Genomic DNA, 15,166 nt, shown 5'->3' on the forward strand with positions numbered 1-15,166 from the left:
GCAACGAGGCATGAAAACACGGGCCAAATATATTTGGGGCGCGATTGGCGCTTTGGCAATAATTGCTCTTACCTTTGCATTTCTGTCAAGAAAGACAATCCTGTTGAGGGCGGGCTGTTTTATGGCTCCCAGAGCTAACCATATAGAGGGTGTTGCAGACGTAGCCATTTTGGAGGGAATGGAATTCATCAAGAGAAATATGATCACAGTAGGGCTGGATTTACTGTCATCAGGCAAGGCAAAGCGGCTGGCCATCGTCCTGCACAAGATTGCACCGGATCACAGACCTTTTGCCATAAATGAAGACTATCCCTCTTCCGTTCGAAGAGAGCTGAAAAATTTTGGTGTCAGAGATACCGATTTTGTAATAATTGTAACTCATATTCACAATCCGATAACTCTGGTATCCGCGAAAGGCGTATTAGAGGTTCTCTCCAAAGATGGCGTAAAAAGCGCACTCCTTGTATCGTCCGGATTTCATACGAGAAGGAGTCTTCTTGTATACCAGTACCTCTCCATTCCACTTAATATCAAAATATATCCCGTTGCCTGCCTTGACGCATACGATCTGGATAACTGGTGGAACCAAGATGAGGGTCAACGTGATTTCTTTTCAGAAGCGCAAAAACTGGTATTTTACCTTGCCAAAGGGTACATACCCTTGAAATTGCGTTATTAGAGCACCTATTCTTGTTAAATGTAATCGGAGATTTGCTTGCCGACAGGGCTCCTCCATGAAATACAGTCGATAAATTGTTTCAAAAAACCCAACAGGGCCAAAAGGCAAAGATAGACTTTTCGCCAAACGCGAGGGTCCTTCAACAAAATCAAGACGCACAAAAAAGGGGGCTTACGCCTATCCCCAATATCCTCGCCGCGCTACTTTACTGCTACTGCCGGAAGGCCTCCCTGAGCGCTGCCGCTGCTTCTTCCAAGGCCTTCCGGCTACTTTCTGACTTTCTGAAGAATAAAAGGAAGCCATGGATCATATTCTCATAACACGTATACTTGACCGGCACGCCCGTTTCCCCGAGGCGCTTCGCGCACAGTTCCCCGTCATCCTTCAAAGGATCGCAGCCTGCCGTGATGATAAGGGCGGGTGGAAGCCCGCAGAAACTGTCCGCCAGTAACGGCGATGCCATCGGGTTTCCCCAATCCTTTCGATCCGGCGCATAAAGAGAGCGCACCTCTTCCATATCAACTCGCGTCAGCATGAACCCTTGCCGAACGACCGATACGAGTCTGTCTCGTATTCCGCTATATTGGTCACGGGGTTGAAAAGTATTTGGAGGACTGCGGCGGGACCGCGTCTGGTTTTTGACATAAGAGTGACTACAGCGGCAAGGTTAGCCCCTGCGCTTTCTCCTCCCAAGGCAATCCTTTTCCCTCCGCTCCCAAAACTCTCGGCATATCCTACAGCCCACTCAAAGGCTCTATAGCAGTCTTCGGGAGCGGAGGGAAAAGGATTCTCCGGCGCTAATCTACCGAAAAGACAACGCACGGCGTTTCATGGGCAAGAGACAGGCAGACATGGTGTTCCATATCAAAGTTGCCGATGATCCACCCGCCGCCATGAAAGAAAAGGAGGATGGGGAACGGCTCATCGCCTTCCGGCGACCGGTATCTCTCCCGACACCTCTGGTATGGCCCGGTTCTCTACTTTCCTCAAAAATCCGGAACCTGTCTTCGTTTTTTGTGCCATGACGTCTATGAGTCGGCGCACCGTCAGGTATGTATCGCGGGACAAAGGGGGCTCCGGCACGGCACCTGCCCCCTTAAGAAAAGTCTTCACTTCGGGGACAAGTTTTTCAAAACACACATTCCTCTCCTGGGCTGTCACAGTATTTCCTCTTTTACCAGTCGAGTCTGGAGTCCGTGAAGGTGGACCGCAATACGGGAGACGATCATGGTCTGCCGTCTATATTTTATCAAAGTCGGGTCCCTTCTTTCCACAGGATCCCTTCGCATGTTCAGTCCTATGGAAAATTTCGCAATAGCTATAGCTATATTCACACGCGGTAGTTTTTTCGTCCTTATTTTGCTTTGATTCCTTCAATATATTTGTGAAAGTACCGACAATTATAATATAGCTCTGCTCGAATGCTCATTCTGAACAAGAAAATAGAATCATGTGGACAGTAACGTTTCAAGACCAGAAAGTGAAAAATTTGTCGGGCGGTTAATGGGCAAAACACCAACAAAGGGATTTTCGTTACGACTTCATTTTTCTCTGGTGAAGCCATCAAATCCGCCAAAAAACTAACTCCACAATTATTTTAATCGACGGACAGAAGCTCACGCAACTAATGATTGATTACAGTGTCAGCGTACAAATAGAACACGTTGTTTGAATTAGGAAGATTCACATTGATTTCTTTGAGGGTGAATATTAAGTCAAATTTTTAACCGTCCAAGAGGGGCTATTTCGAAAAAGATAGTATGGAGCATTGATCGGAGTACCTTGCGGTTCTGCTATGAAGCATGTCGCTCAATGTGGCACCTGCATTGCATAAAAATTTCTTATGACCACGATCCATTCAAGGGTTGGTTCCCTCCGGAAATTTACCAGAAATCTTAGGGTGGATGCCAGGTGGCCGCCAGTATTGGCAAAAGGCCCATTGGAGGTTGTTAGAGAGAAAGACAGGACAACGTATAAGATCATCTCTGACAATAGATCCAGGTTGGAAGAAAAAAGAGATAAAAAGCAGGCGTGGCAGATAATGCAAGGCGGGGCATGGATCAACGGGAGGCGGCGACGACCAGTCCTGGTCTTTAATTCTGCCAGTAAACAGGGAAATACCGTTCAGACAGGTACTGCCAACTAGCAAGGAGATCGTTATGTTATGTCCTCAATGCAAGATCGAGATGTACAGAAACGATGACCTTGGTAACTTCATCAATGGTTCATGCGTGCGTGCTTTGTGGCCGCCGGATTTACGATGGGTATCCCACGAGAAAAGGAAAGAAGGCCCAAAGAAAGTGGGAATTAGAAGAGATGGAGTCAATTAAGGCCTATATCATGAAAGAAATAGAAAACCCAAGATTAACGTCACATAGCCGCATAGTTTTTCGCAGTAACATTTGTCGCATGGCCATCCGAGGAGTACCCTTATTCCTTGTAAATTAACCTCTGCCAATATATAATTTATCCTGTTGCTGATCTAATTATCCGAAAAAACTGAAGGCCGAGGTGCATATGAAGATACGGTTCCTAGGGGCTACACGTGTTGTGACGGGTTCTTGTTACCATTTGTCAGCAGGAGAAACACAGATTCTTGTCGATTGCGGAATGTACCAGGGGAAAAACGGTGAAGAGACTAACAGGAAACCCTTTGCCTTTGATCCCAGGGAAATAGACTTCCTGCTCCTCACCCACGCCCATCTCGACCATTCAGGCTTGTTACCAAAGCTTGCCATGGAAGGGTTTAGGGGCAGGATAATCGCCACTTCGGGAACGGCAGATCTCGTGGAAATAATGCTTTACGATTCAGCCCATATTCAGGAAAAGGATGCGGAATGGGCGACAAAAAAATCGTTCAGGGCGGGCAAAGATGAAATAGTTGAACCTCTGTATACGGAAGAGGATGTAAAAAGGGTGGTAGGTCTTATCGAGAAAGCAAATTACGGGGTACTTGGAGAACTGGCAGAAGGTATCAAATACAGGTTTGTCGATGCGGGTCATATCCTCGGCTCCAGCTCTCTCGAGATCTGGTATCCTGGGCCTGGGAGGGAAAAGAAGATCGTTTTTTCGGGCGACGTGGGCAAGAAGGAGAATCTGATTATCAATGACCCTCAGCCTGTAAAAGAAGCGGACTACGTGGTGGTCGAGTCCACATACGGGAACAGGCTTCACAAAGGAATCAAAGAAAGCATTGACGAGTTGGCCGGAGCCATATCGGAGACCCTGAGAAGGAAAGGAAATGTCCTTATACCTGCTTTTGCGGTGGGAAGGACCCAGGATATTCTCTATATACTGAACAGACTTGTGAGAGAGAAGAGGCTTCCCCATTTAGACGTGTACGTGGATAGTCCCCTTGCAGATAAAGCCACCCAGATATATCTCAGACACCCAGAGTACTTTGATCCCGAGGCTGTTGACATGTTTAAGGCCAAGGGCAGCGATGGCATGCGGCTCCATTTCACAAAGACAGTTGAGGAATCCCAAGCCCTAAACAAAATAAAATCAGGGGCCATCATCATCGCGGGCAGCGGGATGTGCGAAGGCGGACGTATCCGTCACCATTTCAAGCACAACCTGTGGCGACCCGAATGCAGCATAATTTTCACCGGATTCCAGGTAAAGGGCACTCTGGGCAGATTCATCGTTGACGGGGCAAGGACCGTCCGCGTCCTCGGCGAAGAGATCGTTTTAAGGGCGAAGGTCTACACCATAGGCGGCTTCTCTGCCCATGCGGACCAGAAGGAGTTGCTGGAATGGCTCAGTTACTTTACCCAAGAGCCGGAAGTTTTCATAGTTCACGGTGAGGAAGCGGTTTCCCTTGAGTTTGAGGCGGTCGTGAGACAAAAACTGGGGCTCAAGACCTACGCCCCTCATAGAGGAGAGGAGCTTGAAATATAATGCCAGCTCCGATCTCACCTATGAGCTCGTGCGTAGCAAGAAAAGGAGAAAAACTCTTACCATTCAGATGAGGATGGACGGAACGGTCAGTCTCCTCGTGCCTTACCGGATCTCCAAGCGGGAAGCGGATGATTTTTTTAAGGAAAAGGAAACATGGATCAGGAAACAGCTTGTAAAACGAGTAGAAGGGACGAATAAGGAGAATAGAGAAAAGAAGTTCGTTGCCGGCAAAAATTTCCTTTATCACGGCGAGACATATCCCTTGGAGATCGGCGAGCACGACGGACGAGCCTCTCTTCTTGCCCTGTCCCACGGCACATTCATACTGAGGACCGGGGAATCGAACAGGACGAAGGAGATCTTTGCCGATTGGTACCAAAATGAAGCCCGACGGGAGCTGACGGAGAGGGTCCGTTATTATGGCGGCCACACGGGACTGATTCCCAAAGGCATTACCATAACGGGAGCGCGCACGCGCTACGGTTCATGTTCCCCTGCCAACAGGCTGTCGTTCAGCTGGCGTATAATCATGGCTCCCTATCCGGCAATAGACTATGTGATCCTTCACGAACTGGCTCATATAAAAGTCAAAAACCATTCCCCTCTATTCTGGCAGTTTCTCGAAACGATCTGTCCGAACTGGAAGGAGCAAATGCGGTGGCTTAAGGATAATGGCCACAGGCTACATCTTTAAGAGCAGTCATCATATCTTTTCCTTGTAAATCTTAAGTGGCGGTCTGTCTTGGTTTCTTTGGCCGTAAACTGGTCCGGAACGATATGCACGAAGGTTGTTTGCAACTGTATATTCTATTTCAGAAAGGGCTGACTTATGCCAGCGACCTTTAACGATAAGGCATTGTTACTCACTTGGGTCCTGCTTTTCTTTACCCTCCAAGCTTTGTTCCATTTCACTATTCACTGCCTCTCTCACCAATTGAAACTCCGGTACCAGGGGAAGTGTACAACCATTTTTCTCTCAATTTCATCGAGAATAAGGAGGGCAAGCCCGAGAGGAGTCTCTGCTTCCCTCCAACCGGAGGGCTCATATTCGTCGTCATGCTGCAAGACAAAAAAATTTGTGATCCTTTCCGGTCTCCAGTCCATCATTGCGTTTATGGTTTCACTCACGTCATCTTCGGTCTCCGTTTTTCCCGTTTTGAGCGCCCATGAGACAAGCTGCAAAATATACATGCGTGCCGGGTCCGCTGTCTCGCCCAATTCCCGGAGCATTTTCCGGGCCGTGCGGTTTACGGGCCATGCGTTAAGCCCCAGTTCGCCAGTACCAGGCTTGGTATTGACGTTTGTCCAAACATCAACCGGCATTACCGCCTCCTTCCGTCAACTTCAAAACTATCTGGTGGTTTATCTGCATTCTGGAAAATCGTATAAGGAAAGTCCTAAAAGCGTTACCAATCTAATCTTTTATGCTCATTGAGCACAATGGAGATACCCTCTTTTCTCTTTCCCATGAGACTTCTCTACCCCTATGTAATTGCCGCAATGACTGCTATCACAGGTGGCTCATCCTAATTGAACCCCCGGATTTTACGTCGTCACAATACGTTGAATTCCAGACTATCCCTCAGGAGGGCAGGACGAATTCTAACACGAAAAACATGCCGAAGGAAAGAGGTTGCCGCATCCAGGCGGACAGACACCGGACGATATTCGGGAAACTTGTAATTCATGGGACTAAATATGCTGACATTTTGTAAGTTGCCAGTCTTTATGGCTCTGATCATCCCGTTGAAAATAGTGGGGGATTTGTGATACTAAAAGGAATGGAGCGGGAAGCGATGGCCGAGAGGATCAATCTTTACATGCAGGGGACATTCAGGTGATTGCCGATGTAAAACTAATCGAGCCTGTGAGCATGATCGTCCTTACAGGGGGACCCTGTTCCGGCAAAAGCTCATCTCTCGCTTATCTCACAGAAAGACTCTCCGATCACGGTTTCATGGTATTCATCGTACCGGAAACGGCAACTCTTATTACGAGCACGGGTATCGACCGGCAAAAGATGGACAGAACAAGACAGGTAGCCATGTTTGAGGAGACGATTTTCGACATGCAACTCACCTTTGAGGAGATATACAAGAAAGCGGTAACGGACATATTTCCCGATAGGAGGAAGGTGATTCTTCTCGACAGGGGCATTATGGACATCAAGGCATTCATGCCTCAAGAAAATTTCAAAGCTATGCTCAAGAGAAAGGGGCTTTCCGAGGTGAATGTGCGCGACCGGTACAATGGCGTCATCCACCTCGTTACCGCCGCAGAAGGCGCCGAGGAATATTATACGGGAGAAAATAACACGGCTCGGATAGAATCCCCCGAAGAGGCCCGCTCCATTGACCTGAAGACCAGAGAGAACTGGCTTGGTCATCCTCATTTCAGGATTATCGACAACCGCACGGACTTCAAAGGAAAGATCAAGCGTACCTTTGAGACGATTTCGCAATTCCTGGGCATTTATCTTCCTCTTAACAAGAAAGAAAAGTACCTTGTCCGGTCTGTCGAATACGAAATGCTTCCTACCAATCAAATTATACACATAGAAGAGGTCTGCCTGCGGACCAAGAACAGTGCCGCCGAAGGGGTTCACATCCGGAAGCGGGGACAGCAAGGCTCCTATCTTTATTTCCTTTCGAGAAGAAGAGCGACGAAGCATGCGGACACGTGGATTGAGGAGGAAGAGCTTATCGCGGAACAAGAGTATCTTACCCTGAAGACTCTGATTGACCCGAAGACCGATATTGTCGAGAAGGAGCGGATCTGCTTTTTCTGGGACAACCAGTATTTCGAACTGGATCGTTATAAGGGGAGGTTGGAGAGACTCATCGTGCTTAATGTGGAATATGGCGAATCTTCACGTGACGAAGCAGGTCGTATTCCACCGTTCGTCCTGGTGGATGGTAATATAACGGGCGATCCGCGCTACCTAACGCAAAGTATGGCGGTGAAAACAAAGAAGGTGGCGAGGGCTTCGGAAAGCCTGAATAAAAAGAAAAAGGTCCGGACGAAAGGAACGCTCAAGGATACTTGAGTGGGGTGAGGTTCCTGTCTTAGAGGTAGTCACCCATCTTAAATTTCTCCGCTTCCACGGAGCAGGCAATGAGAACCTTGTTGACGATGTCCCATAGCGGTTGAAACTTAGGATAGGGCATTGAAAGCAGGCAGGAGAAAGTCCTTCTTCTGGCTCATCCTTTGGATAACAAAAGAAAGGCCATTGAGAGGGACGGTTTTATCGCCAAGTTTGTCTTAAATTCCTCCAGAGCGCTTAAGGGGCTCGGTTCCGTCAATGATCTGGTTGGTCTCAATACTAAAAAAATGATGCCATATCGACAGATGCCCCCCTGAACGGCGGATAGGCTTTGGAGAGACGCTTTTTTCCGGGAAGCTGCCTTCTCTTTGTTTGACTGTTCTACGTAGAAGTACATCTAATTGACCTGCCGCAGTCTCTCGCCTCACCGCGTAACCCGGGTGACTGCATTCCTCACGACATTATCATTTGTTCTCTTAGTTTACGCTCCCCTTAATTAAGGAATTAAGACCCTCTATAGTGTATCTCCATATATGATCCGATGTTAAGTATACATCTTTTTTGCAACACAGCGACCTTCGGAAGGCTGACCGCCAATCCATCATCCCTATCCGCAGGAGCCACGGAGGGATTACATGTTGGCGGACAAAGAGCAGGGCGAGGGCCTGCGGAACAAGTATAGTCCGAGAAGGAAACGGACAAATGGTTTCGGGGCGAAGTAAAATATATTCATGAAAGATCTTCACGCTCCCTAAGTCTTGCCATATTTAGAGAACGGACAGACCGCCGGAATTTTCTTGACTTAATTGAAACTCAAAATTAAAATATACATTGGAATTAGCTGTTTTACTTAAGCGGCCGTTCTGTCATGCGAGAAATACGATGAAAATCCTCAGAAAAGATGCGGAACAGACACGGCAGAGCCTTTTGGCTGCCGGGAGCGCAATTTTCGCCGACAAAGGTTATCGGGATACCACCATCGCCGAAATCTGCGAGCGGGCCAAGGCGAATATTGCGGCTGTAAATTATCATTTCGGAGACAAGGAGACTCTATACCGGGAATCATGGCGCCATGCCTTTCTTAAATCCATAGCGACTCATCCCCCGGACGGCGGTGTTGCTGAGGATGCGCCTCCCGAAGATAGGCTACGGGGACAGATTGCAGCCATCCTGCACCGGGTGGCGGACCAAGAAAGCAAGGAATTCCTTATACTTCTCAAAGAGTTTGCCAACCATACGGGCCTCCTTAAGGACCTGGTTCTTGAGGAGGTACGCCCGATACGGATAAGGATGGAAGCTGTCCTTCGACAGATTCTTGGCGAACGTGCCTCCAAAGTCCAAGTTCGTTTTTGCACCATAAGCATCCTGACCCAGTGTATTAATGCTATTGTGGCGGGATTGACAAGAACACAGGGATGGGAGGACGAAGCCGAGTCCCTGAAAATAGATAATATTGAAGAGTTTATCGACCATGTTGTCGGGTTCTCGCTGGGTGGGATTGCCTCCATTCGCAAGACGTTGCAAAGCCCTGGCGGAACCCGTAAATCCCGTGGAGCGGGCCGAAAAAAAGCAGACCTTATTGCCAACCCTGTCTGACCTCCCTTGTTTTTTTAGGACTGTCAGACAGGGTTAAACCATAAAGAGGTGTTTCATGCAGAGAAACTGGAAGACCAGACTGACCATATTATCTATTGGAATTCTCGGCGTTATCCTTGCATCGGCGGGATGTGGGAAGTCGACGGCAAATCAACCTCCCAAGAGAGGAATCCCGGAAGTGGCCGTCGTGGCTATGAAAGAAGAACAGGTGGCCATCTCTACCGAATTGCCTGGGAGAACCTCAGCATACCTTGTGGCCGAGGTCAGACCTCAGGTGAGCGGCATAATTCAAAAGCGTCTGTTCACCGAAGGGGACGATGTGAAGGCCGGGGACGTACTCTACCAGATTAATCCGGCGCCGTACCAGGCGTCCTATAATAACGCCATGGCAGCGCTCGCAAGGGCTGAGGCAAATTTACCTCCCATCCAACTGAAGGCCGAGCGCTACAAAGAGTTGATTGTCATAAAAGCAGTGAGTCAGCAAGATTACGATGATGTATCGGCAGCAGTCAAACAGGCTGAGGCTGAGGTGGCGGTCAATAAGGCAGCCGTTGAGACCGCCCGCATTAATCTTACTTACACGCGGATCACAGCCCCCATATCAGGCCGTACCGGCAAATCCCATGTGACTGTGGGCGCCCTCGCAACGGCACACCAAACCGCCCCACTGACGACCATTCAGCAGCTCGATCCCATATACGTGGATGCGATGCAATCAAGCGCGAATCTTCTGGCCCTGAAGCGGAACATGGAGGCCGGCCGGATCAATGGGGCCAGCTCCAGGCAGGCCCGGGCAAAACTGCTTCTCGAAGACGGCACGCCTTATCCATCAGAAGGAAACATGAAGTTTTCAGATGTCACTGTTGATCCCAGCACAGGGTCATTCAGTCTCCGTACGGTCTTTCCGAACCCAAAGCATACGCTTCTGCCAGGCATGTATGTGCGGCCCGTAATCTTGGAAGGGGTTGTCAATCGTGCAATCCTTGCCCCCCAGCAGGGAGTCTCCCGAGACTCAAAGGGAAACCCCATGGCTCTGATTGTGGACAGCGAAGGTAAAGTTCAGGTGCGGATGCTCACCCTGGACCGGGCTATAGATGATAAATGGCTGGTCACATCGGGACTTTCGACGGGCGACAGGGTAATAGTCGAAGGTATTCAAAAGGTCAGCCCTGGCGCGCCTGCGAAGGCCATCCCATTTGATGCCGGACGGAACGAGGATCCCAAAGCCTCGAAGGTAAATGGGCCGCCGTCAAAAGCAAATTAGGCGGAGGCTGCCATGTTATCGAAATTCTTTCTTGATCGTCCTGTCTTCGCTTGGGTCATCGCCATTATCATCATGCTGGCGGGAACGCTTGCGATCTATAATCTGCCTATCTCCCAGTACCCGCCCATTGCTCCACCCTCCATTTATATTCAGGCGTTCTATCCTGGAGCTTCTGCGGAGACGGTGGAGAACAGTGTAACTCAGATCATTGAGCAGAAGATGGTCGGCCTTGATAAAATGCTTTACCTTTCCGCCACAAGTGATTCAGCCGGATCTGCCCGCGTGGAACTGACATTTGCCCCAGGGACCGACCCAGACCTTGCGTGGGCAAAGGTACAGAATAAACTTCAATTAGCCATGGCAAGTCTGCCGGAAGTAATCCAGCGTCAGGGAGTCTCGGTGGGAAAAGCGACGAAGAACTGGTTGTTAATCGTCGGCTTGATTTCCGAGGACGGCATCATGGACGGCAATGATCTAAGAGATTATGCCCAATCCAACCTTGAGAAGGTACTTGCACGGGTGCCAGGCGTTGGCGAGGTCGAGAACTTCGGAACCCAGTATGCTATGCGCATCTGGCTCAACCCGGACAAGATGACGAGCTACAACCTTACCATCGAAGATGTAGTCAATGCTCTCCGGGTTTACAACGTGGAGGTCTCGGCCGGTCAGTTCGGCGGAACGCCGGCGGTGCCTGGCCAGCGTCTGAACGCCTCAATCATCGTTCAGAGTCTGCTCAAAAATCCTGACGAGTTTGCCTCTATCCCGGTCCGTGTCAACACTGACGGCTCTACCGTGCGGGTGTGCGACGTGGGGAGGACCGAACTGGGAACAGACCAGTACGACATTGAGGCTTTTTATAACAGGAAGCCTTCAGCGGCCATGGGCATTAGGATGATGGCGGGAGCGAACGCCCTCGATACAGCTGACGCGATCAAGGCAAAGCTTAATGATATGAGCAGATATTTCCCTCCCGGAATGAAAGTCATCTATCCGTATGATACGACCCCGTTTGTGAAAGTGGCCATAAAAGAAGTGATAAAGACACTCTTTGAAGCGATTCTGCTGGTATTTCTGGTTATGTGGCTTTTTATGGGTAATATGCGGGCCACACTGATACCGACCATCGCGGTGCCTGTGGTGCTTCTCGGGACTTTCGCGGTCCTTGGAGCGTTCGGATTTTCCATCAATATGCTGACCATGTTCGCTATGGTCCTAGCCATCGGTCTCCTGGTTGACGACGCGATTGTTGTCGTCGAGAATGTGGAACGGATCATGAGAGAGGAGGGGCTTTCCCCTAAGGAAGCAACACGTAAGTCAATGGATCAGATTACCAGCGCTCTGATCGGTATTGGACTGGTGCTCTCGGCAGTGTTCGGCCCCATGGCATTTTTTGGTGGTTCTACAGGAATCATTTACCGTCAATTTTCCGTAACAGTCATCTCGGCCATGCTCCTCTCAGTTGTTGTCGCATTGATCCTGACACCCGTCCTCTGCGCCTCATTGCTTAAACCGGTGAAACCTGGGCATGAGCCTGCGGAAAATGCGATCTTTTTTCTGCGCCCCTTTTTCAGAAAGTTCGACCAGGTGTTTTTCCGGATAAGGGACGTTTACGTAAAGCTTGTGGAGCGCTCTTTTGACAGAAAATTGCGCTATCTGGTCGTTTACGTGGTGATCGTGGGCGTTGCAGCCGTTGTTTTCTTTCGGATACCCACATCGTACCTTCCCGATGAGGACCAGGGAATGCTCATGGCTCAGGTGATCATGCCCACGGGCGCCACGCTGGAGCAGACCAAGAAGGTTGTAGAGAGGATGGACAAATACTTCAAAACGAATGAGAAAGAGGCGGTGGAATCGTGCATGACGATTTCCGGTATCGGCTTTTCCGGAAGAGCACAGACCGCCGGTCTGGTGTTTATCAAGCTCAAAGACTGGGACCTGCGCCACAAAGCGTCCTTGAGAGCCAAAGCCATTGCAGAGAGGGCCACGAGAGCCTTTTCGCAATTCCGCGACAGTATGGCGTTTGCCTTCCCTCCTCCCTCGGTCATTGAGCTCGGCAACGCGAGGGGCTTCGATTTCCAACTGCTGGACAGAGGAGGAATGGGCCACGACAAGCTTATGGCAGTCCGTAACCAGCTTCTCGGTATGTCCATGCAGGACAAAAGACTGACATCGGTCAGGCCCAATGGTATGGAAGATGTCCCTCAATACAAGATAAATATAGACTGGGCAAAAGCGGGTACCTTGGGCGTTCCCATTGCGTCCATCCACAAGACGATTTCCGATGCCTTCGGCAGCGTCTACGTCAACAACTTTATACAGTCGGGTCGCGTGAAGCGTGTGTATGCACAGGCGGATGCTTCTTATCGCATGCTGCCCAAGGATATAGAGAAACTTTACGTGCGCAACACCTCCGGCAAGATGGTTCCTTTTTCCGCCCTCGCATCAAGCCGCTGGACTTCGGGTTCGCCCAAGCTGGAGCGTTTTAATGGTTTCTCGTCCATGAACATCTGGGGTGAGTCTGCCCCGGGGAGAAGTTCTGGCGAGGCGATGCAGGCTATGGAAGAGATGGTCACAAAGCTGCCCCATGGGGTCGGCTACGAATGGACGGGACTCTCCTACCAGGAACGGATAGCGAGCAAGCAGGGTCCGATTCTCTACGCGTTCTCCATCATTGTCATCTTCCTCTGCGTGGCAGCGCTTTATGAGAGCTGGCCCATACCGCTCGCCAACATGCTGATGCTGCCCCTCGGCGTCTTCGGTGCAACCATTGCTACTTGGGCCCGCGGCTTCCATAATGACGTGTACTTCCAGATCGGGTTCCTTACCACCTTGGGTCTCACCACGAAAAATGCGATTCTCATCATCCAGTTCGCGAGAGAAAGAATGTCCCAAGGAGAAGGATTGATGGAGGCGACCATCGGAGCGGCGCGGGTAAGACTGAGGCCGGTTATCATGACGTCCATGGCCTTTTTCTTCGGCGTCCTGCCTCTCGCCAAAGCCTCCGGCGCCGGCGCCGGCGCGATGAACGCAATCGGCACCGCCGTTACCGGCGGTATGCTTTCCGCAACGTTCATCGACCTCTTTTATATTCCCCTTTTCTTTGTCATGGTATCAAGGGCGTTCAAACGAAAGAAGCCTGATGAGACAACAGGTGGAGGCGCCGAATCGCCTCCTCATGGCGACCCAGGGGGGACAACACCTGAGTTGACTGCGACTGCTTCTTTAGAGGGGGCCCGGTCATGATACTAAAGGCCCTGCCGGTTATACTCATCATTTCGTGCCTCACCGGATGTACTATGGCCCCCACCTATACGCGCCCAACATCTCCTGTACCTATGGAATGGCCTAAAGGTCCCGCATACAAAGAGGCTGCCGGAGAGCAGGCTGGTCCTCTTGTCTCCGATATAGGATGGCGCGAGTTCTTTACCGATGAGAAATTGCGGGAGGTGATCGAACTTGCTCTAGAAAATAACAGAGATCTAAGAATAGCGGCGCTTAACATCCAAAAGGCCCAAGGGTTCTACCGAGTCCAACGAGCCGAGCTTTTCCCAGCAGTCAACGCTACCGGGGGCAAAATAAAGCAACGGCTGCCATCTGATGTGTCAGGGGCAGGTGTTGCGACGATATTCAGCCAGTACAATACGGGTATAGGCTTGAGTTCTTATGAGCTTGATTTTTTCGGCCGTCTGAGGAGCCTTACCGAGGCGGCGCTGCAACGGTATTTTGCTACAGAGCAGACCCGCCGGAGCGCACAGATCTCACTTGTCGCATCAGTGGCAAATGCATACCTGTCCTACGCAGCCGATTGTGAAAGCCTGAAACTGAGCCGCGACACACTGGAAAGCCAGGAGGCCTCGTACAAGCTGATTCAGAAGAGATTCAGCGTAGGGGCATCTTCGGAGCTAGACCTCCGCCAAGCACAGACCCATTTGGATGCGGCGCGGGTCGATATAGCTCTCTTTACGGCTCAGGTGGCGGAGGACCTAAATGCCTTGGAAGTCCTCGCGGGTTTGCCTATTCCTTCTGAGCTATTGAGGAATGAGCTGGGTAGCAGCTCAATATTTAAGGACATTACCATAAAAGCCTCCTCCGAGGTGCTCTTGCGTCGACCCGACATCCTGCAGGCTGAGCATCAGCTTAGGGCCGCCAATGCTAATATAGGTGCGGCGCGGGCCGCTTTCTTCCCTACCATCCTCTTGACTACGAATGCGGGCATGGCGAGCAGTCGACTGTCCGGACTTTTTGAAGCTGGCTCTAAGGCTTGGACTTTCGCTCCCCAAGTAGGCCTGCCCATCTTTGATGCGGGTTCCAGGTTGGGAAGTCTCCAAGCAGCAAAAGCTGACCGCGACATATTCCTTGCACAGTACGAAAAGACCATTCAGGTAGCTTTCAGGGAGGTGGCAGATGCCCTGGCCCAGCGTGGTACAGTGGGAGATCAGTTGGAAGCGCAGGAATCCCTCGTAGAGGCTTCAGCTCAAGCCTATCGTCTTTCCTATGCCCGCTATATGAATGGAATTGATAACTACCTGGTGGCCCTCGACTCTCAGCGGTCGCTTTACGCTAACCAGTTGCGGCTCATCTCCATACGTTTTTCCCAGCTTACCAACCTGGTGACCCTTTACAAGGTGCTCGGTGGTGGTGACAAGGAATAAAAGTGATGAAGTACCATGCACTGTATTCCAAA

Annotated in this window: 11 protein-coding genes and 1 pseudogene; 9 read left to right on the forward strand and 3 right to left on the reverse strand. The window is 50.3% G+C overall.

Annotated elements, in window-relative coordinates:
- Positions 1 to 10: 10 nt before the first annotated feature.
- Entirely contained in the window at positions 11 to 679 is a 669-nt protein-coding gene (locus LBQ00_01555) for a hypothetical protein (GenBank protein ID MDR2017560.1), read from the forward strand.
- A gap of 211 nt (positions 680 to 890) precedes the next feature.
- Here LBQ00_01555 and LBQ00_01560 read toward each other — a convergent pair.
- Positions 891 to 1,590: pseudogene (locus tag LBQ00_01560) on the reverse strand (alpha/beta hydrolase).
- Between the two features lie 10 nt (positions 1,591 to 1,600).
- Complete coding sequence (locus tag LBQ00_01565; GenBank protein ID MDR2017561.1) at positions 1,601 to 1,819, reverse strand: hypothetical protein; 219 nt, start codon at positions 1,817 to 1,819, stop codon at positions 1,601 to 1,603.
- A gap of 347 nt (positions 1,820 to 2,166) precedes the next feature.
- Here LBQ00_01565 and LBQ00_01570 point away from each other — a divergent pair, with 347 nt between their 5' ends.
- The 3 genes from LBQ00_01570 to LBQ00_01580 all read left to right on the forward strand — a co-directional run bounded on the left by LBQ00_01570 (position 2,167) and on the right by LBQ00_01580 (position 5,273).
- Positions 2,167 to 2,280: a restriction endonuclease gene (locus LBQ00_01570; protein MDR2017562.1), complete on the forward strand. Its 114-nt coding sequence runs from the start codon at positions 2,167 to 2,169 to the stop codon at positions 2,278 to 2,280.
- Between the two features lie 916 nt (positions 2,281 to 3,196).
- Entirely contained in the window at positions 3,197 to 4,579 is a 1,383-nt protein-coding gene (locus LBQ00_01575; GenBank protein MDR2017563.1) for an MBL fold metallo-hydrolase, read from the forward strand.
- Complete coding sequence (locus tag LBQ00_01580) at positions 4,569 to 5,273, forward strand: M48 family metallopeptidase (protein MDR2017564.1); 705 nt, start codon at positions 4,569 to 4,571, stop codon at positions 5,271 to 5,273. The genes LBQ00_01575 and LBQ00_01580 overlap by 11 nt, the downstream gene beginning before the upstream one ends.
- 233 nt (positions 5,274 to 5,506) lie before the next feature.
- Here the strand turns inward: LBQ00_01580 and LBQ00_01585 are convergent, their stop codons facing one another.
- On the reverse strand, positions 5,507 to 5,902 hold the full coding sequence (locus LBQ00_01585; GenBank protein MDR2017565.1) for a hypothetical protein: 396 nt from the start codon (positions 5,900 to 5,902) through the stop codon (positions 5,507 to 5,509).
- A gap of 514 nt (positions 5,903 to 6,416) precedes the next feature.
- On the opposite strand from LBQ00_01585, the gene LBQ00_01590 reads away from it, so the two are divergent.
- From LBQ00_01590 to LBQ00_01610, 5 genes are all read left to right on the forward strand, one after another.
- Entirely contained in the window at positions 6,417 to 7,625 is a 1,209-nt protein-coding gene (locus LBQ00_01590) for an AAA family ATPase (protein ID MDR2017566.1), read from the forward strand.
- A gap of 879 nt (positions 7,626 to 8,504) precedes the next feature.
- On the forward strand, positions 8,505 to 9,218 hold the full coding sequence (locus LBQ00_01595) for a CerR family C-terminal domain-containing protein (protein ID MDR2017567.1): 714 nt from the start codon (positions 8,505 to 8,507) through the stop codon (positions 9,216 to 9,218).
- Positions 9,219 to 9,273: 55 nt separating this feature from the next.
- Positions 9,274 to 10,482: an efflux RND transporter periplasmic adaptor subunit gene (locus LBQ00_01600; protein ID MDR2017568.1), complete on the forward strand. Its 1,209-nt coding sequence runs from the start codon at positions 9,274 to 9,276 to the stop codon at positions 10,480 to 10,482.
- Positions 10,483 to 10,494: 12 nt separating this feature from the next.
- Entirely contained in the window at positions 10,495 to 13,725 is a 3,231-nt protein-coding gene (locus LBQ00_01605; protein ID MDR2017569.1) for an efflux RND transporter permease subunit, read from the forward strand.
- Positions 13,722 to 15,134, forward strand: a complete 1,413-nt coding sequence (locus LBQ00_01610; protein ID MDR2017570.1) for an efflux transporter outer membrane subunit — start codon at positions 13,722 to 13,724, stop codon at positions 15,132 to 15,134. The genes LBQ00_01605 and LBQ00_01610 overlap by 4 nt, the downstream gene beginning before the upstream one ends.
- Positions 15,135 to 15,166 lie beyond the last annotated feature (32 nt).

This window comes from Syntrophobacterales bacterium, from assembly GCA_031274925.1.
Taxonomy (GTDB): Bacteria; Desulfobacterota; Syntrophorhabdia; order Syntrophorhabdales; family Syntrophorhabdaceae; genus PNOM01.